Consider the following 23006-nt stretch of genomic DNA (forward strand, 5'->3'; position numbering starts at 1 on the left):
AAGCGTCCGCCGCCCTACCCCGAACGTCAGTCCATGGCGACCGGCAGCCATGAGCGAAGCCCAGGCGCTCATGACGGCGCTCCACCAGGAACTGCTCAAGGCCCAGTCCAGCCTGTCGGAGTACGAGTTGCTGCAGGCCTTGCGCCGGGCGGGATCACCGCTGATCCCGCCGCGCCCGGTGACCGACAACTACGAACTCTTCCGCCTGCACTTCCGCGTCTTCAACGCCCTCTATCGACTGCGCGATCAACTCCGCGCCGAGCAGCGCGCCGAACTGGTCATCAGCGCTCTGCGCATCGAATTGCGCCCCTATCTGCGCGCCCGTGCCGGGCTGGTGGTGGCCGATCCGCTACGCGCCTACTACCTCGATGTCACCCAGCTGGAGACCACCACCCCGGAAGACGTGGCCAACCTGCTCAATCACTTCTGGGCCCTGGTCAACGGTGAGTCCGAACTGCTGGAGGCCTTGCGCCTGCTGGGACTCGATCGCTCGGCGGACTATGGCCAGATCCGCCGCCGCTATCGCCAGCTCGCCAGCCGTCATCACCCCGATCACGGTGGCAGCACCGGCCGACTGCAGGCCATCAATGCCGCCATGGATACGCTGAGGCGGCACTACGGCCACCAGCCGACCGCGGACGCTAGGGCGCAGGCACAGGCTTCGGCATAATCACCCGCCTCGCCAGAGGTTGCCCATGCCTGAACAACTCACAGCCCGGGTCGAAGACTGCTATCGGCAGGCCGAGGCCTTCTTCAAACGCCGCTTCCCTCGCCCCGAGGTCAGCCTGGCCCTGCGTGGCCAGCGCGCCGGCGTCGCCCATCTCACCGAGAATCGGCTGAGATTCAACCGGCAGCTCTATCAGGAAAATCGCGCCCACTTCCTCGAGCAGACCGTCGCCCACGAGGTGGCGCATCTGGTGGCGCATCAGCTGTTCGGTGGCGGCATCCGCCCGCATGGCGAGGAGTGGCAGCTGATCATGCGCGGGGTCTATGGCCTGCCGCCGGATCGCTGCCATACCTACGAATTGCCGCAACGGGCGCGCACCCTGTACCTGTATCGCTGCAACTGCCCCGACGGCCGCTTCGAATTCACCGCCCAGCGTCACGCGCTGGTGCGCAAGGGACGGCGCTATCTGTGCCGGCGCTGCCGCGGTCCGCTGGACTTCACCCAGGAAGTCATCCGCGGCTGATCCTGCCGGCCCCAATCCGGGTTCCGGCAGGCAGGCCGCGAAAGCCTTCAGCCCTGGGCGAAGACTTCGTCGAACAGGTTGTGCATCGCCAGGAAGGCGCGCTTGGCCACCACCGGGTGGTACTGCTGCTTGCCCGGATTGTTGGCTTCGGGATCGGTGAAGGAATGCACCGCGCCACCATAGCTCAGCAGTTGCCAGTCCACCTGGGCGGCATCCATCTCCTGGCGGAAACCAGTGAGTTGCTCGTCCGGCACCAGCGGATCGGAGGCGCCGTGCAGCACCAGCACCGGGCCGGTGATCCGGGCGGCATCGGCCGGGTTGGGCGTATCCAGATTGGCGTGGAAGGTCACCACGGCGCTCAGCGCCGCGCCGTCACGCGCCAGTTCAAGCGCCGCGCAGCCACCAAAGCAGAAGCCGATGGCGGCGATCTGATGGACATCCACCGCCGCCGTCTCGGCCTGGGCGACCAGGGCCGCATAGGCCGCCTGCATGCGCTGGCGCAGCAGCGCGCGATCGCCGCGGATCGGCGTCATGGCCGCCAGGGCTTCGTCGGCGTTTTGCGGACGCACGTTGCGACCATAGAAATCCACCACCAGGTAGGCCAGGCCGTCGGCCTCGGCCAGGCCCTTGGCCTGCTCGACGGCGCCATGGGACACCCCCATCCAGTTGGGCGCCAGGAGCACGCCCGGGCGGGTGGGATTGCCGCTGGTGGCATACACCAGCTGGCTCTCGAACGGCTGGCCATCGATTTCGTAGGCGACGGGTTTTACAGTGACTTCGACCATGGGGTCCTCCAGAAGGTGGATAGAAAGAAGCCCGCCGAGGCGGGCTTCTTCGTTGTTAAGCGGACAATTCCACCAGCAGTTTGTTTAACCGGCGGACATAGGCGGCGGGATCCTTGAGGCTGTCGCCCGCGGCCAGCGCTGCCTGATCGAACAGGATGTGCGACAGGTCGGCGAAGCGGTCCTCGTCGGGCTCGCCATCGAGTTTCTCGATCAGCGGGTGCTGCGGATTGATCTCGAAGATCGGTTTGGAATCCGGGGCCTTCTGGCCGCTGGCTTCCAGGATCCGGCGCATCTGCAAGCCGAGGTCCTGCTCGCCGATGGCCAGGATCGCCGGCGAATCGGTCAGACGATGGGAGACGCGGACTTCGCTTACCTGGGCCTCCAGGGCCTGCTTGAGGCGCTCGACCAGGCCTTCCTTGGTCTTGGCGACCTCTTCCTGGGCCTGCTTGTCTTCTTCGCTGTCCAGCTTGCCGAGATCCAGATCGCCACGGGCGACGTCGACGAAATGCTTGCCGTCGAATTCGGTGAGATAGCTCATCAGCCACTCGTCGATGCGATCGGTCAGCAGTAGCACCTCGACACCCTTCTTGCGGAAGACTTCCAAGTGCGGGCTGTTCTTGATCTGCGCGTGGCTCTCGCCGGTCAGGTAGTAGATCTTGTCCTGACCTTCCTTCATCCGGCCGATGTAGTCGGCCAGGGACACGTTCTGGGCATCGTCGCCGTTGTGGGTCGAGGCGAAGCGCAGCAGGCCGGCGATCTTCTCGCGGTTGGCGAAGTCTTCCGCCGGACCCTCTTTGAGCACCTGGCCGAAGTGGCCCCAGAACGACTGGTACTTCTCCGGCTCGCTCTTGGCCAGCTTCTCCAGCATGTCCAGCACGCGCTTGGTCAGCGCCGACTTCATGGAGTCGATCACCGGATCCTTCTGTAGGATCTCGCGGGAGACGTTGAGCGACAGGTCGTTGGAATCCACCACACCCTTGATGAATCTTAGGTACAGCGGCAGGAACTGGTCGGCCTGGTCCATGATGAAGACGCGCTGCACATAGAGCTTGAGGCCCTTGGGCGCTTCGCGCTGGTACAGATCGAAGGGTGCGCGGGCCGGCACGTACAGCAGCGAGGTGTATTCGAGCTTGCCCTCGACCTTGTTGTGGCTCCAGGTCAGGGGATTCTCGAAATCATGGCCGACGTGCTTGTAGAACTCCTGGTAGTCCTCATCCTTGAGTTCGGTACGCGGACGGGTCCAGAGCGCGCTGGCGCGGTTGACGGTTTCCCACTCGGCTGCGGCCGGCTGCTCGTCCTCGCCACCCTGCTGCTCCTTGGGCAGCTCGATGGGCAGGCCGATGTGGTCGGAATACTTCTTGACCACGTTGCGCAGGCGCCAGCCATCGGCGAATTCGATTTCCTCGGGCTTGAGGTGCAGCACGATACGGGTACCGCGCTCGGGCTTGTCGATGGTCGCGACCTCGAACTCCCCTTCCCCCTTGGACGACCAGTGCACGCCCTCGGCGGCCGGCTGGCCGGCGCGACGGGTGTAGACATCCACCTGGTCGGCGACGATGAAGGCCGAATAGAAGCCCACGCCGAATTGACCGATGAGGTTGGAATCCTTCTTCTGGTCACCGCTGAGATTCTTCAGGAAATCAGCGGTGCCGGACTTGGCGATGGTGCCGAGGTGAGCGATCACCTCTTCGCGGCTCATGCCGATGCCGTTGTCTTCGAGGGTGACCGTGCCGGCCTCCTTGTCGAAGCTCAGGCGAATCTTCAGCGTATCCCCGCCTTCGAGCAGTTCGGGCTTGGACAGGGCCTCGAATCTGAGCTTGTCGGCCGCGTCGGAGGCGTTGGAAATCAATTCGCGCAGGAAGATTTCCTTGTTGGAATACAGCGAGTGAATCATCAGGTGAAGCAGCTGCTTCACTTCGGTCTGGAAGCCTAGGGTTTCCTTTTGAGTCTCCACACTCATGCTACGAACTCCGCTATCGATAGGTACGCACCAGATGCCTGGCGATGTCGCGGAGATGGGGGCGCGCGGTGACATTTCAACCTTGGCGCGCTCGGTTCGCGATGCAGGTAGGAATTTGCGCGATGCTGGAGCTAGACGCGGAACTTAACTTTTAACGGTGCGCTCGAACGGCTGTCGTGTAGTTCATAAGGAGAAAACACATGAAAAAGCCCTTCGCCATCGCCCTGCTCTTCACTGCCGCCTTCGGCCTCGCCGCCTGTGACAAGCCTTCCGAAAACAAGGCTCAGGATGCTGCCAAGACCGAACAGAAAGCCCAGGAAAACCTGAACAAAGCCGCTGAGCAGAGCAACAAGGCTGCCGAGCAGCGCAACGAAGCTGCCAACGAAGCTGCCAAGGAGCAATCCAAAGGCGAAGCCACCTCGGTGAGCCCGGCTACCGGGACTACCAACGGCACCGCGCCGGCTACCCAGCCCAAGCCGTAAGCCGATCGGATATGAAAAAAGCCCGCTGCTGCGGGCTTTTTTGTGGGCGACCGATTCAGGAGCGCGAAGGATCCGGCTCGGCTTCACTCTCGGGCGCGCGCCCGCCACGTCTCAGACTTTCCAGGACAAGGGCGGCAAGACCCACCACCACGGCCGGCAACAGCCAGCCCAGGCCCGAGTCGGCCAGCGGCAGCCACTGCACGGCACCACTCAGATAGGGCACCGTCAGGTGCGCGGCCTGCAGGCCATCGAGGATACCGAAGGCCAGGGCCACCAGCAGCACCGGGCCGAGGATGCGCCCGGGCGCCGCCCAGCGGGCAGTAAAGAAGCTCAGCACCACCAGGGCGATGCAGGGCGGATAGATGGCGGTGAGGATCGGCACCGAGATCTGGATCAGCTGCGTCAGCCCCAGGTTGGATACCAGCAGCGAGAAGGCCGCCAGCAGGACCACCAGACTGCGATAGCTGAACGGCAGGAATTCGCTGAAGAACTCCGCGCAGGCGCAGGTAAGGCCCACCGCCGTGACCAGACAGGCTAGGGTGATCAGCACCGCCAGGAAGTCGCTGCCGACGCTGCCGAAGGTATGCTGCACATAGGCATGCAGCACCTCGGCGCCATTGCTGGCATGGGGCACCAGCACCCCGCTGCCGGCGCCGAGCTGGAACAGACTCAGGTAGACCAGCACCAGCCCGACGCCGGCGATCAGACCGGCGATGATGGTGTAGCGCGTCAGCAGCTGCGGCGCGGTCACGCCCCGGGCACGAATGGCGTTGACGATGACGATGCCGAACACCAGGGCGCCCAGGGTATCCATGGTCAGGTAGCCGTTGACGAAGCCCTGGGACAGCGCCCGCGAGGCGTAGTCCGGCGCCGCCGTGACAGGTCCGCCCGCCGGCCAGAACAGCGCCGCACCGCCCAGTACCGCCAGCGCCAGGATCTTCAGCGGACCGAGAAAGCGCCCCACGGTGTCCAGCAGGCGTCCCGGATAGAGCGAGACCACCAGCACCACCAGGAAGTAGGCCAGGCTGTAGAGGAACAGCGGGATCGGACCATTGCCCAGCAGCGGCGCAACGCCGACCTCGAAGGACACCGTGGCGGTGCGCGGCGTGGCGAACAGCGGACCCACCGACAGGTAGCAGACGATGGCCAGGGTGCGGGCGGCGGTCTGGCCGAGCGGCTTGCTCAGGGCGTCCATGCCACCACCCACTCGCGCCAGGGCGATCAGCGTCAGCACCGGCAGGCCGACCGCGGTCAGCAGAAAGCCCAGGGCGGCGCTCCAGACGTGCTCGCCCGCCTGCAGACCGACGATCGGGGGAAAGATGATGTTGCCCGCGCCGACGAACAACGCGAACGTCATGAATCCAAGGGCCAGGACATCCCGGCTTTGCAAAGCTTTCATGGAAGGCAGTACCAGCAATGAGGAAAACGAGGCAGCCCGCCCTCATGGGAGCAGGTCTTGGTGGGGCCACGGTGTGGCCGTTGGAGCGGAAGGTTGCCATCCTAACGAATTACCGGCGAAAAGGCAGCCGGCAGCTGATGAGGCGTCATGGCAGCGCCCATGAAAAAGGCCGCCCGAAGGCGGCCTTTTCTGCAGTCGGTCAGGCTCAGGCCTTCTTGACTTCCCAACCGGTCAGCTCGGCCAGGGCCTTGCCGATGTCGGCCAGGGAACGCACGGTCTTCACACCGGCGTCCTGCAGGGCGGCGAACTTCTCGTCCGCAGTGCCCTTGCCGCCGGAGATGATGGCGCCGGCGTGGCCCATGCGCTTGCCGGGCGGTGCGGTGACACCGGCGATGTAGGACACCACCGGCTTGGTCACGTTGGCCTTGATGAAGGCCGCGGCCTCTTCTTCAGCGCTACCGCCGATCTCGCCGATCATCACGATGGCTTCGGTCTGCGGATCTTCCTGGAACAGCTTCAGGATATCGATGAAGTTCGAGCCCGGGATGGGGTCGCCGCCGATGCCCACGCAGGTGGACTGGCCGAAGCCGGCGTCGGTGGTCTGCTTCACGGCTTCATAGGTCAGGGTGCCGGAACGCGACACGATACCGACCTTGCCCGGCAGGTGGATGTGACCGGGCATGATGCCGATCTTGCACTCGCCGGGGGTGATGACGCCGGGGCAGTTCGGGCCGATCAGGCGTACGCCCAGCTCGTCGCACTTCACCTTGGCATCCAGCATGTCGAGGGTGGGGATACCCTCGGTGATGCAGACGATCAGCTTGATGCCGCCGAAGGCCGCTTCCAGGATGGAGTCCTTGCAGAAGGGAGCCGGAACGTAGATCACCGAAGCATCGGCGCCGGTGGCTTCCACGGCTTCCTTGACGGTGTTGAACACCGGCAGGCCGAGGTGGGTGGAGCCGCCCTTGCCGGGGGTCACGCCGCCGACCATCTGGGTGCCGTAGGCGATGGCCTGTTCGGAGTGGAAGGTACCCTGGCTACCGGTGAAGCCCTGGCAGATGACCTTGGTGTCTTTGTTGATCAGGACGCTCATTACTTACCCTCCGCGGCCTTGACGACCTGCTGGGCAGCGTCGGTCAGGCTGGTTGCCGCGATGATGTTCAGGCCGCTTTCGGCCAGGACCTTGGCACCGAGTTCGGCGTTGTTGCCTTCCAGGCGAACCACGACCGGCACCTTCACGCCGACTTCCTTCACGGCACCGATGATGCCTTCGGCGATCATGTCGCAGCGCACGATGCCGCCGAAGATGTTCACCAGAACGGCCTTCACGTTGCTGTCGGACAGGATGATCTTGAACGCTTCGGTCACGCGCTCTTTGGTCGCGCCGCCGCCAACGTCCAGGAAGTTGGCCGGCTTGCCGCCGTGCAGGTTGACGATGTCCATGGTACCCATGGCCAGACCGGCACCGTTGACCATGCAGCCGATGCTGCCTTCCAGGGCCACGTAGTTCAGTTCCCACTTCTGCGCATGGGCTTCACGGGCGTCGTCCTGCGACGGGTCGTGGAAGGCGCGCAGCTTGGGCTGACGGTAGATGGCGTTGCTGTCGATGTTGATCTTGGCATCCAGGCAGTGCAGGTTGCCGTCCTTCTTGATCACCAGCGGGTTCACTTCCAGCAGGGCCAGGTCGTAGTCCTGGAACAGCTTGGCCAGACCGACGAAGATCTGGGTGAACTGCTTGATCTGGTCACCTTTCAGGCCCAGCTGGAAGGCCAGGTCGCGACCCTGGTAGGGCTGAGCGCCCACCAGCGGATCGATGGTGGCCTTGAGAATCTTTTCCGGAGTGTCGTGAGCGACCTTCTCGATGTCCACGCCACCTTCGGTGGACGCCATGAACACGATGCGGCGGCTGGAACGATCGACCACGGCGCCCAGATAGAGCTCCTTGTCGATGTCGGTGCAGGATTCGACCAGGATCTTGCTGACCGGCTGACCGTTGGCGTCGGTCTGGTAGGTCACCAGACGCTGGCCCAGCCACTTGGCGGCGAATTCCTTGGCTTCTTCCTTGCTCTTGACCAGCTTCACGCCACCGGCCTTGCCACGGCCACCGGCATGTACCTGGGCCTTGACGACCCACTCGTCGCCGCCGATACGGCCGCAAGCCTCGTAGGCCTCCTGGGGGGTGTCGACAGCGTAGCCTTTGGAAACGGGCAGGCCGTATTCAGCGAACAGCTGCTTACCCTGATACTCGTGGAGATTCATGCTTGTCTACCGTCTTCGTTGGGTATTGCGCATTAGACGCTGTGCGTTATCCGTGCCGTCCTCCGGACGGTCGCGGGCACCGCGCCACCTGTGACCCCTGCCCTCGCAAGGGTCCGAGGCGCCTTCCTGCGGTGGAGCCCTCAGGGCCCCACGGCGGTCGGCGACCCCGTGGTTCCGTAAATCTCTTACCGCTTCTTGCGATTCACTGCGTGGATCGCATGACCGTTCACCGCCAGGGCCGCTTCGTGCAGCGCCTCGGACAGCGTCGGGTGCGAGAACACCATCATGCCCAGGTCTTCGGCGCTGGTGCCGAATTCCATGGCGATGGCGCCTTGCTGCACCAGCTCCGCCGCGCTCGGGCCGACCACATGGACGCCCAGGACGCGATCGGTCTTGGCATCGGCCACGACCTTGACGAAGCCGGCGGTGTCGTTGGCCGCCAGGGCACGACCGCTGACCGCGAAGGGGAAGGTGCCGACGTTGACTTCGACGCCTTCGGCCTTCAGGGCCTGCTCGGTCTTGCCGACCCACGCGATTTCCGGGTGGGTGTAGATCACCGAGGGGACCAGATCGTAGTTCATCTGGGCCTTGTGACCGGCGATGCGCTCGGCGACCATCACGCCCTCTTCCGAGGCCTTGTGGGCCAGCATCAGACCGCGAACGCAGTCACCGATGGCGAACACGCCCGGCACGCTGGTGGCGCAATGGTCGTCGACGTAGATGTAGCCACGCTCGTCGCTTTCCACGCCGCTGTCGGAGGCCAGCAGGTCGGTGGTGACCGGACGACGGCCCACGGCGACGATCAGACGATCGAAGGTGATCTGCTTTTCTTCACCGGCTTCGGTGTAGTGCACGGTGACTTCTTCGCCGTTGACCTGGGAACCGGTCACGCGCGCACCCATGCGGATGTTCAGACCCTGCTTGGAGAGGATCTTGTAGGCTTCCTTGGACACCTGCTCATCGGCGGCGACCAGGAACTTGTCCAGGGCTTCCAGCACGGTGACTTCGGCGCCCAGGCGGGCCCAGACCGAACCCAGCTCCAGACCAATGACGCCGGCACCGATCACGCCCAGACGCTTGGGCACGCTCTGGAATTCCAGGGCGCCGGTGGAATCGACGATGACCTTCTGGTCCACCGGAGCCGGCGGGATGTCGATGGGACGCGAGCCGGACGCCAGGATGACGTTCTCGGCCTCGACCACCTGGACGTTGCCGTCCAGACCGGTGACTTCGACCTTCTTGCCGGACAGCAGCTTGCCGTTGCCTTCCAGCAGGGTCACGCCGTTCGCCTTGAACAGGGTGGCCACGCCGCCGGTGAGGTTCTTCACGATCTGGTCCTTGCGGCCGATCATGGTGGGCACGTCGATGGTGACGTTCGGCGCGTCGATGCCGTGGACCTTAAAGCCCTCGTGGGCCTCATGGTACTTGTAGGAGCTGTCCAGCAGCGCCTTGGAGGGAATGCAACCCACGTTCAGGCAGGTGCCGCCCAGGGCGACCTTGCCTTCCTTGCCCTTGTAGCGCTCGACACAGGCCGTCTTCAGACCGAGCTGCGCGGCGCGGATGGCGGCCACGTAGCCACCAGGGCCGGCGCCGATCACCACTACGTCGAATTTGTCGCTCATACACTAATCCCCTTGGAGCAGCTTCAGGCAGGAAAACTTGAAGCGGTGCGCGGCCCCTGCCCCGCACCGCGAGAGCCGGATCAGATGTCCAGCAGCAGACGAGCCGGGTCTTCCAGCAGGTCCTTCATGGTGACCAGGAAGGTCACGGCTTCCTTGCCATCGATCAGGCGATGGTCGTAGGACAGCGCAAGATACATCATCGGCAGGATCACTACCTGGCCGTTCACCGCCATGGGGCGTTCCTGGATCTTGTGCATGCCCAGGATCGCGGTCTGCGGCGGGTTGACGATGGGGGTGGACAGCAGCGAACCGAAGACACCACCGTTGGAGATGGTGAAGGTGCCGCCCTGCATGTCTTCCATGGTCAGCTTGCCGGCCTTGGCCTTCTTGCCGAAGTCGGCGATGGTGCCTTCCACTTCCGCCAGGCTCATGAACTCGGCGTTGCGCAGCACCGGAACCACCAGGCCACGGTCGCTGGATACGGCCACGCCGATGTCCTGATAACCGTGGTAGACGATGTCGTTGCCGTCGATGGAGGCGTTGACACCCGGCTGACGCTTGAGCGCCTCGGTGGCGGCCTTGACGAAGAAGGACATGAAGCCCAGGCGCACGCCGTTGTGCTTCTTCTCGAACATGTCCTTGTACTTGGAGCGCAGGTCCATGATCGGCTTCATGTTGACCTCGTTGAAGGTCGTCAGCATGGCCATGCTGGACTGGGCTTCGACCAGGCGCTCGGCGACCTTGGCCCGCAGGCGGGTCATGGGCACACGCTTCTCGGTGCGGTCGCCAGCGGCGGTCACCACCGGAGCGGCAGCGGCAGCGGGCTTGGCAGCCGGAGCGGCGGCGCCGGACTTCTTGGCCTCGACGGCAGCGACGGCGTCTTCCTTGGTGATGCGACCGCCCTTGCCGGTGCCGACCAGGGTAGCCGGGTCGATCCCGTTCTCTTCGGCGATCTTGCGCGCGGCGGGGGCCAGGATCGGATCCTCTTCACCACCGGCAGCCGGGGCGGCGGCCGGAGCGCTGGCAGCGGCCGGCTGGGCAGCCGGAGCAGCGGCGGCAGCGGCGCCCTCTTCCACGCGAGCGATGACTTCTTCGCTCAGCACGGTATCGCCTTCGTTCTTTAGGATTTCGGCCAGCACGCCATCGGCAGGTGCCACGACTTCCAGCACGACCTTGTCGGTCTCGATGTCGACCAGCAGTTCGTCACGCTTGACCGCTTCGCCGGGCTTCTTGTGCCAGGTGGCGACGGTGCCGTCAGCGACCGATTCCGGGAAGGTAGGGGCTTTGATCTCGATAGCCATTCTATGAATTTCCTTAGTGATCTCTAGTAGTCGCGTGGCGAATCAAACGGAGAAAGCATCTTGCAGCAGTTTTTCCTGCTGCTCGGCGTGCATGGAGGCATAGCCGCAGGCCGGCGCGGCGGACGCATCGCGACCGGCGTATTCCAGACCCAGGCCCTGCTTGTAACCGGACACGGCGCGGCGCATGTGATGCTGGCTGCAGTACCAGGCGCCCTGGTTCATCGGCTCTTCCTGGCACCAGACCACGCGCTCCAGGTTCGGATAGCCGGCCAGTACCTCGGCCAGGTCGTCCTCCGGGAACGGATAGAGCTGCTCCAGACGCACGATGGCGATGTCCTGGCGATTCTCGCTGCGGCGCTTTTCCAGCAGGTCGTAGTAGACCTTGCCGCTACACAGCACCAGGCGCTTCACCTGCTGGGCATCGAGCTGATCCAGTTCGTTGATCACGGTCTGGAAGGAGCCATGGGCCAGGTCTTCCAGAGTCGAAATGGCCAGCTTGTGGCGCAGCAGCGACTTGGGCGTGAGCACCACCAGCGGCTTGCGCAGCGGGCGGATCACCTGGCGACGCAGCAGGTGGTAGATCTGTGCCGGCGTGGTGGGGACGCAGACCTGGATGTTCTGCTCGGCGCACAGCTGCAGGTAACGCTCCAGACGGGCCGAGGAGTGCTCCGGACCCTGGCCTTCGTAGCCATGGGGCAGCAGCATGGTCAGGCCGCAGAGACGACCCCACTTGATCTCACCGCTGGTGATGAACTGGTCGATGACGACCTGGGCACCGTTGGCGAAGTCACCGAACTGGGCTTCCCAGACCACCAGCGCATTGGGCGTGGTGGTGGCATAGCCGTATTCGAAGCCCAGTACCGCTTCCTCGGAAAGGAAGGAATCGTAGATCTCGAACGACGGCTGATCCTCGGCCAGGTGCTGCAGGGGCACGTAGGGAACGGCGTCCTTCTGGTTGTGCAGCACCGCGTGACGGTGCGAGAAGGTGCCACGACCGACGTCCTGACCGGTGATGCGGATCGGATGGCCTTCGTGCAGCAGGGTGGCGTAGGCCATGGTCTCGGCGAAGCCCCAGTTCAGCGGCAGGCCGCCGGCGGTCATCTTCTGCCGATCCTCGAGGATCTTGCCAACCTGACGCTGGACCACGACCCCTTCCGGAATCTGCAGCAGCTTGTTGGCCAGGTCCTGCAAGGTCTTGAGATCGAAGCCGGTGTCGTGACGCGCGGTCCAGGCATGGCCCAGGTAGGGCTTCCAGTCGACGAACAGGTCGCGATTGGGTTCCTTGACCAGGCTGGCCACCACGTGGCGACCCTCGTCGAGGGCGCCGCGATAGGCTTCGAACTGCGCCTGGACCTGCTCGGCGGTAACGACGCCGGCCTGGGTCAGGGCATCCGCATAGAGATCGCGGGTGGTGCGCTGCTTGGCGATCTGCTGGTACATCAGCGGCTGGGTGCCACTCGGCTCGTCGGCCTCGTTGTGGCCGCGACGGCGGTAGCAGACCAGGTCGATGACGATGTCACGCTTGAACTGCATGCGGTAGTCGACCGCCAGCTGGGTGACGAACAGCACCGCCTCGGGATCGTCGCCGTTCACGTGGAAGATCGGCGCCTGGATCATCTTGGCGACGTCGGTGGCGTACTCGGTGGAACGCGCATCTTCCTGGCGGTTGGTGGTGAAGCCCACCTGGTTGTTGATGACGATGTGCAAGGTACCGCCGGTCTTGTAGGCCCGGGTCTGCGACATCTGGAAGGTTTCCATGACCACGCCCTGGCCGGCGAAGGCGGCGTCGCCGTGGATGGCCACGGGTACGACCTTGTCGCCGGTGCGATCGCCGCGGCGATCCTGGCGGGCACGCACCGAACCTTCCACCACCGGAGAGACGATCTCCAGGTGCGAGGGGTTGAACGCCAGCGCCAGGTGGACTTCGCCGCCCTGGGTCATGACGTTGGAGGAAAAGCCCTGGTGGTACTTGACGTCACCGGAGCCCAGCTCGACGAGCTTCTTGCCTTCGAACTCGTCGAACAGATCGCGCGGGTTCTTGCCCAGGGTGTTGACCAGCACGTTCAGGCGGCCACGGTGGGCCATGCCGATCACCAGCTCCTTGACGCCATAGGAACCGGAACGCTGGATGATCTCGTCGATCAGCGGAATCAGGCTCTCGCCCCCTTCCAGACCAAAACGCTTGGTGCCCGGGTACTTGGTGCCCAGGTACTTTTCCAGGCCCTCGGCGGCGGTCAGGCGCTCCAGCAGATGGGTGCGAACTTCCGGCGAATATTGCGGGCGGCCACGGACGCTTTCCAGGCGCTGCAGGAACCAGCGGCGCTCCTCGGAATCGACGATGTGCATGAACTCCGCACCAACCGTGCGGCAATATGTCTCTTGCAGCGCATCCCTGATTTCGCGGAGAGTTGCCTCCTCTTTGCCGATGAACAATTCACCGGTACGGAAGGTGGTATCCAGATCGGCGTCGGTCAACCCATAGTGGTTGAGCAGCAGATCGGCAGGCGGCTGACGCTTCCACAGACCCAGGGGGTCGAGCTGGGCAGCCTGATGGCCCTGCAGACGGAACGCCTGGATCAGACGCAGGACTTCAACCTGCTTCTTCTCGTGTTCGGAACTGACGGTACCGGCCGAGACCGGTTGAGCTCGCCGCTGGTTCTTGCCCAACAGCACGAAATGGTCGCGGATCGCGGAATGCGCGACGTCCGGCGAATTGCCAGTGACCGCAGGCAGTTTCTGGAAGTAGGTGCGCCACTCTTCCGGCACAGCGTTGGCATCGTGCAGAAACAGCTCATAGAGCTCTTCCACATAGGCAGCATTACTGCCGGACAGGTGAGCGCTGTCCCACAGTTGCTGCATCTGACTTTCGTGCATCTAGTTCACCCCTTCGGCAGAGATAGCATCAGCCGATGACCCGTCTCGACGCGAGACCTGGCCTCACTACGGCTGCGCCAATGCCCGGATCGTGTTCCGGGTATCCCTGAATGGACATTGGTTGAATCAAGCTATCAAGGTCGCTAACGAACCCGCCCGGCACAACAGGCCGGGCGGGACGTGGATCAGGTACCGCTCTGCAGCAGCATCGCCCGCACATGGCCGATGGCCTTGGTCGGGTTCAGCCCCTTGGGACAGACCGCCACGCAGTTCATGATCGACCGGCAGCGGAACACGCTGAAAGGATCGTCCATGGCGGCGAGGCGCTCCTGGGTCTTGGTGTCACGGCTGTCGGCCAGGAAGCGATAGGCCTGCAGCAGCGCAGCGGGGCCGAGGAACTTGTCGGGGTTCCACCAGAAGGACGGGCAGGACGTCGAGCAGCAGGCGCAGAGGATGCACTCGTACAGACCGTCGATCTTCTCGCGGTCTTCCGGGCTCTGCAGGCGCTCGATGGCCGGGGCCGGGGTCTCGTTCTGCAGGAACGGCTTCACCTTCTCGTACTGCTTGTAGAAGATGCTCATGTCGACGACCAGGTCACGGATGACCGGCAGGCCGGGCAGCGGACGCACGACCAGCTTGTCGTTCTTGACCACGGCCGACAGCGGCGTGATGCACGCCAGGCCGTTCTTGCCGTTGATGTTCATGCCGTCGGAACCGCACACGCCTTCGCGGCAGGAACGACGGTAGGAGAAGCCTTCATCCTGCTCTTTGATCAGAGCCAGGACGTCCAGCACCATGAGGTCCTTCCCACCGGTATCGACCTGGAACTCCTGCATGGACGGCAGGCCGTCCTGATCCGGGTTGTAACGATAAACGCTGACTTTCAACATGGTGGTCACCTTTAGTAAGTCCGAACCTTGGGTTCGAACATCGGTACGGTCTTGGGCGCGAAGTTGACTCCACGCTTACTGACCCGCTTTTCACCGGGGAAATAGAGGGTGTGGCACAGCCAGTTCTCGTCGTCACGCTCTTCGAAGTCTTCACGGGCGTGAGCACCACGAGACTCCTTGCGGTTTTCGGCGGCGATGGCGGTCGCTTCGGCCACTTCCAGCAGGTTCTGCAACTCGAGCGCTTCGATACGGGCGGTGTTGAAGCCCTGGCTCTTGTCGTTGATCTTGACCTTGGCGATGCGCTCGCGCAGGTCGGCGAGCTCGGCGATGCCCTTCTGCATGTACTCGCCGGTGCGGAACACCCCGAAGTAGTTCTGCATGCAGGTCTGCAGTTGCTTGCGCAGGCTGGCGACGTCGTCACCGGTAGTGCGCTCGTTGACGCCGGACAGGCGCTGCAGCGAGGCTTCCAGGTCGCTTTCCGAAGCACCGCGGTGCTCGATGCCTTCCTTGAGCGCCTTCTCCAGGTGCAGACCGGCTGCACGACCGAAGACCACTAGGTCCAGCAGCGAGTTGCCACCCAGACGGTTGGCACCGTGCACGGACACGCAGGCCACTTCGCCCACGGCGAACAGGCCTTCGATGATCTTGTCGTTGCCGTTGGCGTCCTGAGTAATGGCCTGGCCATGAATGTTGGTGGCGATGCCGCCCATCATATAGTGGCAGGTGGGGATCACGGGCACCGGTGCGACGACCGGATCGACGTGGGCGAAGGTCTTGGACAGTTCGCAGATGCCGGGCAGACGGCTGTGCAGCACGTCTTCACCCAGGTGGTCCAGCTTCAGCAGCACGTGGTCGCCGTCCGGACCGCAACCGTTGCCGGCCAGCACTTCCTTGACCATGGAACGGGCGACCACGTCGCGGCCGGCCAGGTCCTTGGCGTTGGGCGCATAGCGCTCCATGAAGCGTTCGCCGTGCTTGTTGATCAGGTAGCCACCCTCACCGCGGCAACCCTCGGTGACCAGTACCCCGGCGCCGGCGATGCCGGTTGGGTGGAACTGCCACATCTCGATGTCCTGCACCGGCACGCCGGCGCGCAGCGCCATGCCGACACCGTCACCGGTATTGATCAGGGCGTTGGTGGTAGAGGCATAGATACGACCTGCACCGCCGGTGGCCAGCACGGTGGCCTTGGACTTGACGTAGACGGTCTCGCCGGTCTCGATGCAGATGGCGATGACGCCTACCACGACGCCGTCCTGGTTCTTCACCAGATCCACGGCGTACCACTCGTTGAGGAATACCGTGTTGTTCTTCAGGTTGCCCTGATAGAGGGTGTGCAGCAGGGCGTGACCGGTACGGTCGGCCGCGGCGCAGGTACGCGCGGCCTGGCCGCCCTTGCCATAGTCCTTGGACTGACCGCCGAAGGGACGCTGATAGATGCGGCCCTGCTCGGTGCGGGAGAACGGCAGACCCATGTGCTCGAGTTCGAAGACCGCTTCCGGGCCTACGGAGCACATGTATTCGATGGCGTCCTGGTCACCGATGTAGTCCGACCCCTTGACGGTGTCGTACATGTGCCAGCGCCAGTCGTCGTTCGGGTCGGCCGAGGCGATGGCGCAGGTGATGCCGCCCTGGGCGGACACGGTGTGGGAACGGGTCGGGAAGACCTTGGTGATCACCGCGGTCTTGTGACCGGACTGGGCCAGTTGCAGCGCAGCGCGCATACCGGCGCCGCCGCCACCTACGATGATGGCATCAAACGAAATATGACGAATTGTGGACATAGATCAAACACCCCAGAAGATCTGCACGCCCCAGACGAAGAACGCGAACATCGCGAACCCGCATACCGCCTGGAAGAGGAAACGCACGGCGGTAGCACCCTTGCCGATCGCCATGGTGGTCAGGTAGTCGGTGGAGATGGTCCACATACCAACCCAGGCATGAACGCAGATGGACACCAGCGCCAGCAGGCTGAAGATGCGCATCAGGGTGTGGGAGAACAGGCCGTGCCATTGCTCGAAGGTGAGCCCTGGGTGAAGGATCAGGTAGCCGATGATAAAGAGGAAGTAGACCGCGAGGACGACTGCCGAAACCCGTTGAGCCATCCAGTCATAGAGACCGGAACGCGAAAGATTGGTGACGTTGGTTACCATACCCAAACCCCTGCCAGAATGATCAGAACTGCGGAAATGACCAGCACGAGCTGCGCACCCAGCTTGCCGCCCTGCAGGGTTTCGCCGGCGCCACCATCCATGATCAGGTGCCGAATGCCGGCGACCAGGTGGTAGAGCAATGCAGACAGCAGACCCCAGATCACGAGCTTGACCAGCGGATAGGCCAGAAAAGCTTTCACTTGGCCGAAGCCTTCCGGGCTACCCAGCGACAGGTGCAGGCCATAGAGCATGACTGCGATGCCGAGGAACAGGATGACGCCGGAGATACGGTGAAGAATCGAGGTATAAGCTGTGATAGGTAGTTTGATGGTCCTGAGATCTAGGTTTACAGGTCGTTTGCTATTCACGGCTTCTTTCACACTGAGGGCCCAATTGCGGTCGGGCTAGTTATAGGAGATTCCACATCTGCTACACGCTTCCTGTCGGAGGCGTCTCGACCGCTCGGCATCAGCTCGCCGACCCGGTACGGTCGGGCGAGAATTATAGACAGTTAGCCTACTCATGACAAACGCGGATGCCCGATTCCGACGTCGCCAGCTGATATTCAGAAGCCTGCGTGTTAATGTCTTTTCGCCGCACAATCCGCCCAGAAAGAGCCTTTAGGGTGATATTTTCGTAAATTGACTTTCAAATTTATCCCTCTATAGTGGGCGAGGCCCTGAGTGGAGGGTTTATTGATGATTTCAAAGCAAAATAAGGAGGCCTAATGGCTGACAAGAAAGCGCAGTTGATCATCTCGGGAGCGGATCCGGTTGACCTGCCCGTTATGTCCGGCACCCTTGGCCCGGACGTGATCGATGTTCGCAACCTCACCTCCACTGGTGTGTTCACCTTCGACCCGGGCTTCATGTCCACCGCCTCGTGCGAGTCCAAGATCACCTATATCGATGGTGACAAGGGCATCCTGCTGCACCGCGGCTACCCGATCGAGCAATTGGCGGAGAAATCCGACTACCTCGAGACCTGTTACCTGCTGCTCAAGGGTGAATTGCCGAACGCGCAAGAGAAGGCGCAGTTCGTGGACACCATCAAGAACCACACCATGGTTCACGAGCAATTGAAGAACTTCTTCAACGGCTTCCGTCGCGATGCGCACCCCATGGCCATCATGTGCGGCGTAGTCGGCGCCCTGTCGGCCTTCTACCACGACTCCCTGGACATCACCGATCCGCAGCACCGCGAGATTTCGGCGATGCGCCTGATCGCCAAGATGCCGACCCTGGCAGCCATGGTGCACAAGTACTCCATGGGTCAGCCGATGATGTATCCCCGCAATAACCTGGGATACTCGGAAAACTTCCTGCACATGATGTTCAACACCCCGTGCGAGGAGAAACCCATCAGCCCGGTGCTGGCCCGCGCCATGGATCGCATCTTCATCCTGCATGCCGACCATGAGCAGAACGCCTCCACCTCCACCGTCCGCCTTGCCGGCTCTTCCGGTGCCAACCCCTTCGCCTGTATCGCCGCCGGCATCGCCGCCCTCTGGGGTCCGGCGCACGGGGGTGCCAACGAAGCCGTACTGAAGATGCTGGACGAGATCGGCGATGTCGCGAACATCGACAAGTTCGTGGCCAAGGCCAAGGACAAGAACGATCCGTTCAAGCTGATGGGCTTCGGCCATCGCGTCTACAAGAACTTCGATCCGCGCGCCACGGTGATGAAGCAGACCTGCGACGAAGTCCTGGCCGAGCTGGGCATCAACGATCCGCAACTGGAACTGGCCATGCGCCTGGAAGAACTGGCCCGCAAGGACCCCTACTTCGTCGAGCGCAACCTCTATCCGAACGTGGACTTCTATTCCGGCATCATCCTCAAGGCGATCGGCATTCCGACCAGCATGTTCACCGTGATCTTCGCCATGGCGCGGACCGTCGGCTGGATCTCGCACTGGCAGGAAATGCTGTCCGGTCCCTACAAGATCGGCCGGCCGCGTCAGCTGTACACCGGCGTCGCCCAGCGCGACATCCCGGACGATCGCGGCTGATCGATCCGTCAGGAAGAACCCCGCCTCGGCGGGGTTTTTTGTGTCCGCAGAACCTGAACCAGGGCCGGACACAAGAAACACCAGGCATGAAAAAGCCCGCACTAGGCGGGCTTTTTTGGAGTCTGGATCAGGCGGATTACTTGGCCTGAGCTTCGACTTCGGCTTCTACGCGACGGTTGACGGCGCGACCGGCTTCGGTGGCGTTGTCAGCAACCGGGCGGGATTCACCGTAACCAACAGCGTTCACGCGGCTGCCCTGCACGCCGTACTGGTTGACCAGGACGTTACGCACGGCATTGGCACGACGCTCGGACAGCTTCTGGTTGTAGGCGTCGGTGCCGACGGAGTCGGTGTGGCCTTCAACGGTGGTCGAGGTCTGCGGGTACTGCTGCATGAAGTCAGCCAGGTTCTTGATGTCGGCGTAGCTGTTGGGCTTGACCACGGCCTTGTCGAAATCGAACTTCACGTCCAGCTCGACGCGAACGGTTTCGGCGGCAGCCGGGCAGCCGGTAGCGTCAACGGTGACGTTAGCCGGGGTGTTCGGGCACTTGTCGACGTTGTCGCAAACGCCGTCGTTGTCGGAATCGGTGCAGACGTCAGCAACGGGGGCCGGAGCCGGAGCCGGAGCGACTTCTTTCTTGGTGGAACCACCGAAGTTCAGACCAACACCTACAGCAGCGCTCCACTCGGTGTCGCCGTAGTCGATGTTGTAGTTGGCTTGTACGCCGGTACGGGCATACAGGTTCTCGGTGAAGTAGTACTTCAGGCCGGCACCCAGGTTGGCGTAGGTGGAGTGATCACGACCACCTTCGTTGATGTCGCGGTTGCTGATGGACTGGTGAGCGAAGCCACCGGATACGTACGGACGCAGGCCGACGCCGGGCTGACCGAAGTGGTAGTAGGCGTCCAGAGCAGCCAGGCTGCCCTTGATGTTCTTGTGGCCCAGGTCGTGGTCGCCACGGGCGTTGTGGTACTCGCCGTAGGACAACGCCAGCTCAACGTCGTCGGTCAGGAAGTAGCCAACGGAACCGCCGTACAGGTCAGCGTTGGTCATGTTGCGCTGGCTGTCGGTGAACAGACGGCTGCCGAACAGCTCGGTCTCGACGGCGCCTTGACCTTGTGCCAGGGCGCTCAGCGAGGCGCTTGCCAGCAGGGAGCCGATCACGACGCCCAAGGTGCTCTTCAGTTTCATCCTTTGTATCCCCATTTTAGTGGTACTAATTCCGGCAATCTCCGGAGGCTTCGACAACAAGTTTTCGTGAAGTTCAAAAACTTACGGCTGACACATCCGGTCAGCCCTCAACTTCAGCTGCGAACTTGTCACGCAGTTTGTCGAGTGCCCGCTTGTACCGCATCTTGGTGGCGCTGAGGCCCATGTGCATGATGTCGGCGATCTCCTGGAACTCCAGCTCTGCGACGAAGCGCAGCACCAGGATCTCCCGATCGACCTGACCCACATGGACCAGCCAGCGATCCATCCCTCCCTTTTCTTCCAGCTTCGGCGCCCTTTCCTCGGAGGCTTCCTCCATCGGATCCAGACTTAATGCCTCCACCAGCCGCCGCTTGCGGCGTTCCTTGCGGTACTGAGTGATGCACTCGTTGTAGGTGATGCTGTACAGCCAGGTCTTGAATTTCGATTTCCCCTCGAAATTCTTCAAACCGTAAAGCACCTTCAGCATGATCTCCTGGCAGACATCGTCTGCGTCCCGGTCGTTCCCCAGGTAGCGGGCACAGACGTTGAACAGGGTGCGCTGGTAACGGCGCATCAGTTCTTCGTAGGCTCGCGTCACGTGGAAGAGTTCACCATGCGCGCGCTGGACCAGCTCTTCGTCACTGAGCGTGGTCGGGTCGTAGGCATGAGGGGCGGGCTTGTTCAAGACGGAGTTGGCTACCAAAAAGTGGCGGGCATGATAGCCATCTCCGCGTCGCCTGTCAGCGGCTGCGCACCTGGGCCTCCAGCAATAGACGGTTCGGAACCGAAACGATATCGCCCTCTTCGGTCATGATGAGAGTCTTGGCGGTGCCGATCTCCTCGATCTCGCCTTCGACGTCCGCCAGGGTCACCCACTGGCCGACTTCATAGAGTTCGCGCACATAGATGCCGGCCAGGATCTGCGACACCAGCCCACGGCTGCCGAGCCCCAGGGCCAGGGCCGCCGCCAGGGCGAAGGCGGTGAGCACGATCGCGATGACCAGGTTCAGCAGTTCGGTCTTGATCTCCAGCTGACCGACCGCGACCGAGATCGAAATGATGATGACCAGTCCCTGGGCCAGGCGCCCCAGGCCGGCCGCGTAATCCAGGCCGACGCCTTCGGCGGCGCCATGCACCAGACCGCTGACCAGTTGCGCCAGCAGCACGCCAACGATGAGCACCAGGGCGGCGCCAAAGATCTTGGGCACATAGAGCGCCATGACGTCCAGGGTCGAGGACACGCGCTGCAGACCCAGGGACTCGGCGGCCGAGACCAGGAACACCAGCAGGACGAACCAGTAGACGATCCGGCCGATCAGGGTGGTGACCGGCATGCGGATGCCGATCTTGGCCAGTTGCTTGGTCACCCCGGCTCCGGCGAGGACGCGATCCAGGCCGAGCTTGGCGAGTACCTTCGACAGCACGGTGTCGAGAATCTTGGCGACGGCGAAGCCGGCGAGGATCACCACAAGGGCGCCGAAGACGTTGGGAATGAAGCCGGCCACCTTGCTCCACAGGGTGGTCATGGCGGACAGCAGACTCTGGGTCCAGATATCGAATTCCATCTACTTCAGGATCTCCGGGAGAGATTCGCGACGCGCGGTACGGCGCGTGCGCGGCTTCAGGTGAGGGGCACCGTTGCCCAGTGCCAGCAGCAGCGCCGAGGCCCAGTGCCGCCCGATCAGATCGAACAGTGCACCTGCGCCAACCTGACGGTTGGCGGTCTTGAGCACGCGATGCAAGCGGGCCTGGTCGTCGCCCTCCTCGTCCTGAGCATTGGCCGGGGTATTGAGGAGCGCCTTGAGGGACGCTTCGAAGGGATCGTGCATAAGCACCTCGCTGGTCGTTTCCTCTTGACGCAGCGAGGTGGGGACGGGTCACAGCCAGCGCAGTCGACGGAACAGCCAGACCTGGAAGACCGCCACCGCGCCGATCACCAGGCAGGCGGCCACGAAGCCGAAGGCGGATGACGAACCCGGCATGCCGCCCATGTTCATCCCGAGCAGACCGGTGATGAAGCTGATGGGCAGGAAGAAGCCGGTGATGATGGCCAACAGATAGAGGGTGCGATTGGTCTTGTCGGTGGTCGCCCGCTGCTCGGCGTCCTGCAGCAGCGCGACCCGCTCGCGCATCACCTCGAGTTCTTCCAGGTTGCGCACCAGGCTGTTGTGCAATTCGCTCCAGTAGCCCTGGCTGGCCGCCTCGACGAACCAGGCGGGCTTGCCGCGGGCGAGATCGCCATAGATGTCACGCTGCGGAGCCAGGTACCGGCGCAGCCCGGTCGCGCGGCGCCGGAGGGTCAGCACCTGGGCGTGATCGGGCAGGCCGCCCTCGTCCTGGTCGACCTGTTCCTCGAGGCCGTCGAGCTGATCGGAGAGACCACGTACCAGGTCGTCGACCCGACTGGTCATGTAGCTGGCGAGGTAGAGCACCAGGTCTTCGGCACTCTGGGCACCGATGCCCGCCTCCAGGTCTTCCTGGACCTCGGCAGCGGCCTTCATGGGTCGCATGCGCAGGGAGATCACCCGGCGTTTGTCGACGAAGACCCGCAGCGACACCATGTCCTCGGGCACGGCGCCGGGATTCAGATTCACCCCGCGCAGGAACAGCAGCAGGCTGTCGTCGGGCTGATTGACCAGGCGCGGGCGGGTCGCCTCTTCCAGCAGCAGGTCACAGGCGAATTCGCTCAGGCCGCTGGATTGGCGGAGCCAGGCCTGAGCTTCGGGGACGCTACGGTCCCAGTGCAGCCAGAGCACCTCGCTCGGGCTCGGCTCCACCTCCGCCAGCTCGCGACGACTCAGGCGTCGTCCGCCACCGCGACCATCGAGGAGATAGCCATAGATGAGGCCTTGTTCCACATCGCTGTCGTACTGCTGCATCTGGGGTCT

21 protein-coding genes are annotated in these 23006 nt (G+C 63.2%); 4 read left to right on the top strand and 17 right to left on the bottom strand.

From position 1 onward, the window contains the following. Positions 1-49 precede the first annotated feature (49 nt). Together POR01S_RS11220 and POR01S_RS11225 are read left to right on the top strand one after the other, a co-directional pair. Positions 50-670, top strand: coding sequence for a DNA-J related domain-containing protein (locus tag POR01S_RS11220; protein WP_042135877.1), 621 nt, complete (start codon positions 50-52; stop codon positions 668-670). Positions 671-689: 19 nt separating this feature from the next. Beyond that, entirely contained in the window at positions 690-1190 is a 501-nt protein-coding gene (locus POR01S_RS11225) for a SprT family zinc-dependent metalloprotease (RefSeq protein WP_255211827.1), read from the top strand. A 47-nt stretch (positions 1191-1237) separates the two neighbouring features. On the opposite strand, the gene POR01S_RS11230 is transcribed toward POR01S_RS11225, so the two are convergent. After that, the gene (locus POR01S_RS11230; protein WP_027596947.1) at positions 1238-1975 is read right to left on the bottom strand and encodes a dienelactone hydrolase family protein; all 738 of its coding nucleotides are present in this window, start codon (positions 1973-1975) and stop codon (positions 1238-1240) included. Between the two features lie 55 nt (positions 1976-2030). After that, the gene (gene htpG, locus POR01S_RS11235; RefSeq protein ID WP_027596948.1) at positions 2031-3935 is read right to left on the bottom strand and encodes a molecular chaperone HtpG; all 1905 of its coding nucleotides are present in this window, start codon (positions 3933-3935) and stop codon (positions 2031-2033) included. A 200-nt stretch (positions 3936-4135) separates the two neighbouring features. On the opposite strand from htpG, the gene POR01S_RS11240 reads away from it, so the two are divergent. Next, positions 4136-4417: a hypothetical protein gene (locus POR01S_RS11240; RefSeq protein WP_027596949.1), complete on the top strand. Its 282-nt coding sequence runs from the start codon at positions 4136-4138 to the stop codon at positions 4415-4417. A gap of 55 nt (positions 4418-4472) precedes the next feature. Here the strand turns inward: POR01S_RS11240 and brnQ are convergent, their stop codons facing one another. From brnQ to sdhC, 10 genes are all read right to left on the bottom strand, one after another. Then, positions 4473-5816, bottom strand: a complete 1344-nt coding sequence (brnQ, locus tag POR01S_RS11245) for a branched-chain amino acid transport system II carrier protein (RefSeq protein ID WP_027596950.1) — start codon at positions 5814-5816, stop codon at positions 4473-4475. A gap of 205 nt (positions 5817-6021) precedes the next feature. Then, on the bottom strand, positions 6022-6909 hold the full coding sequence (sucD, locus tag POR01S_RS11250) for a succinate--CoA ligase subunit alpha (protein WP_027596951.1): 888 nt from the start codon (positions 6907-6909) through the stop codon (positions 6022-6024). Beyond that, positions 6909-8075, bottom strand: coding sequence for an ADP-forming succinate--CoA ligase subunit beta (sucC, locus tag POR01S_RS11255; protein ID WP_007159249.1), 1167 nt, complete (start codon positions 8073-8075; stop codon positions 6909-6911). The genes sucD and sucC overlap by 1 nt, the downstream gene beginning before the upstream one ends. A gap of 185 nt (positions 8076-8260) precedes the next feature. Further along, complete coding sequence (lpdA, locus tag POR01S_RS11260; protein WP_007159250.1) at positions 8261-9697, bottom strand: dihydrolipoyl dehydrogenase; 1437 nt, start codon at positions 9695-9697, stop codon at positions 8261-8263. An 80-nt stretch (positions 9698-9777) separates the two neighbouring features. Next, positions 9778-10998, bottom strand: a complete 1221-nt coding sequence (odhB, locus tag POR01S_RS11265) for a 2-oxoglutarate dehydrogenase complex dihydrolipoyllysine-residue succinyltransferase (protein ID WP_007159251.1) — start codon at positions 10996-10998, stop codon at positions 9778-9780. Positions 10999-11040: 42 nt separating this feature from the next. Next, entirely contained in the window at positions 11041-13872 is a 2832-nt protein-coding gene (locus POR01S_RS11270; protein ID WP_027596953.1) for a 2-oxoglutarate dehydrogenase E1 component, read from the bottom strand. Between the two features lie 185 nt (positions 13873-14057). Beyond that, positions 14058-14762 (bottom strand): succinate dehydrogenase iron-sulfur subunit, encoded by a 705-nt coding sequence (locus POR01S_RS11275; protein ID WP_007159253.1) that lies wholly within the window; start codon positions 14760-14762, stop codon positions 14058-14060. An 11-nt stretch (positions 14763-14773) separates the two neighbouring features. Beyond that, a complete protein-coding gene (gene sdhA, locus POR01S_RS11280; RefSeq protein WP_027602679.1) occupies positions 14774-16546 on the bottom strand; it encodes a succinate dehydrogenase flavoprotein subunit in 1773 nt (590 codons plus the stop codon). A gap of 3 nt (positions 16547-16549) precedes the next feature. Then, positions 16550-16918 carry a succinate dehydrogenase, hydrophobic membrane anchor protein gene (gene sdhD / locus POR01S_RS11285; protein WP_027596955.1) on the bottom strand — a complete coding sequence of 123 codons (369 nt, stop codon included), beginning with the start codon at positions 16916-16918 and terminating at the stop codon, positions 16550-16552. After that, positions 16912-17298, bottom strand: coding sequence for a succinate dehydrogenase, cytochrome b556 subunit (sdhC, locus tag POR01S_RS11290; protein ID WP_026083585.1), 387 nt, complete (start codon positions 17296-17298; stop codon positions 16912-16914). Before sdhC ends, sdhD begins: the two co-directional genes overlap by 7 nt. 347 nt (positions 17299-17645) lie before the next feature. On the opposite strand from sdhC, the gene gltA reads away from it, so the two are divergent. After that, positions 17646-18926 (top strand): citrate synthase, encoded by a 1281-nt coding sequence (gene gltA, locus POR01S_RS11295; RefSeq protein WP_027596956.1) that lies wholly within the window; start codon positions 17646-17648, stop codon positions 18924-18926. A 136-nt stretch (positions 18927-19062) separates the two neighbouring features. Here gltA and POR01S_RS11300 read toward each other — a convergent pair whose 3' ends face one another. The 5 genes from POR01S_RS11300 to cmaX form a co-directional block, all read right to left on the bottom strand. Next, on the bottom strand, positions 19063-20118 hold the full coding sequence (locus POR01S_RS11300; protein ID WP_007159258.1) for an OmpA family protein: 1056 nt from the start codon (positions 20116-20118) through the stop codon (positions 19063-19065). Positions 20119-20218: 100 nt separating this feature from the next. Beyond that, the gene (gene sigX, locus POR01S_RS11305) at positions 20219-20803 is read right to left on the bottom strand and encodes an RNA polymerase sigma factor SigX (protein ID WP_007159259.1); all 585 of its coding nucleotides are present in this window, start codon (positions 20801-20803) and stop codon (positions 20219-20221) included. 55 nt (positions 20804-20858) lie between these two features. Beyond that, positions 20859-21683, bottom strand: coding sequence for a mechanosensitive ion channel family protein (locus POR01S_RS11310; protein ID WP_027596957.1), 825 nt, complete (start codon positions 21681-21683; stop codon positions 20859-20861). Continuing rightward, positions 21684-21947, bottom strand: a complete 264-nt coding sequence (locus POR01S_RS11315; RefSeq protein ID WP_007159261.1) for a hypothetical protein — start codon at positions 21945-21947, stop codon at positions 21684-21686. Between the two features lie 48 nt (positions 21948-21995). Continuing rightward, positions 21996-22997: a divalent cation transporter CmaX gene (gene cmaX / locus POR01S_RS11320; protein WP_027596958.1), complete on the bottom strand. Its 1002-nt coding sequence runs from the start codon at positions 22995-22997 to the stop codon at positions 21996-21998. Positions 22998-23006 lie beyond the last annotated feature (9 nt).

The sequence above is a fragment of the Pseudomonas oryzihabitans NBRC 102199 genome (assembly GCF_000730625.1).
In the GTDB taxonomy this organism is placed as follows: Bacteria; Pseudomonadota; Gammaproteobacteria; order Pseudomonadales; family Pseudomonadaceae; genus Chryseomonas; species Chryseomonas oryzihabitans.

Coding starts and splice junctions, on each gene's coding strand:
- POR01S_RS11220 (WP_042135877.1), top strand. CDS start 50: ATGAGCGAAGCCCAGGCGCTCATGACGGCGCTCCACCAGGAACTGCTC.
- POR01S_RS11230 (WP_027596947.1), bottom strand. CDS start 1,975: ATGGTCGAAGTCACTGTAAAACCCGTCGCCTACGAAATCGATGGCCAG.
- htpG (WP_027596948.1), bottom strand. CDS start 3,935: ATGAGTGTGGAGACTCAAAAGGAAACCCTAGGCTTCCAGACCGAAGTG.
- POR01S_RS11240 (WP_027596949.1), top strand. CDS start 4,136: ATGAAAAAGCCCTTCGCCATCGCCCTGCTCTTCACTGCCGCCTTCGGC.
- brnQ (WP_027596950.1), bottom strand. CDS start 5,816: ATGAAAGCTTTGCAAAGCCGGGATGTCCTGGCCCTTGGATTCATGACG.
- sucD (WP_027596951.1), bottom strand. CDS start 6,909: ATGAGCGTCCTGATCAACAAAGACACCAAGGTCATCTGCCAGGGCTTC.
- sucC (WP_007159249.1), bottom strand. CDS start 8,075: ATGAATCTCCACGAGTATCAGGGTAAGCAGCTGTTCGCTGAATACGGC.
- lpdA (WP_007159250.1), bottom strand. CDS start 9,697: ATGAGCGACAAATTCGACGTAGTGGTGATCGGCGCCGGCCCTGGTGGC.
- odhB (WP_007159251.1), bottom strand. CDS start 10,998: ATGGCTATCGAGATCAAAGCCCCTACCTTCCCGGAATCGGTCGCTGAC.
- POR01S_RS11270 (WP_027596953.1), bottom strand. CDS start 13,872: ATGCACGAAAGTCAGATGCAGCAACTGTGGGACAGCGCTCACCTGTCC.
- POR01S_RS11275 (WP_007159253.1), bottom strand. CDS start 14,762: ATGTTGAAAGTCAGCGTTTATCGTTACAACCCGGATCAGGACGGCCTG.
- sdhA (WP_027602679.1), bottom strand. CDS start 16,546: ATGTCCACAATTCGTCATATTTCGTTTGATGCCATCATCGTAGGTGGC.
- sdhD (WP_027596955.1), bottom strand. CDS start 16,918: ATGGTAACCAACGTCACCAATCTTTCGCGTTCCGGTCTCTATGACTGG.
- gltA (WP_027596956.1), top strand. CDS start 17,646: ATGGCTGACAAGAAAGCGCAGTTGATCATCTCGGGAGCGGATCCGGTT.
- POR01S_RS11300 (WP_007159258.1), bottom strand. CDS start 20,118: ATGAAACTGAAGAGCACCTTGGGCGTCGTGATCGGCTCCCTGCTGGCA.
- POR01S_RS11310 (WP_027596957.1), bottom strand. CDS start 21,683: ATGGAATTCGATATCTGGACCCAGAGTCTGCTGTCCGCCATGACCACC.
- POR01S_RS11315 (WP_007159261.1), bottom strand. CDS start 21,947: ATGCACGATCCCTTCGAAGCGTCCCTCAAGGCGCTCCTCAATACCCCG.
- cmaX (WP_027596958.1), bottom strand. CDS start 22,997: ATGCAGCAGTACGACAGCGATGTGGAACAAGGCCTCATCTATGGCTAT.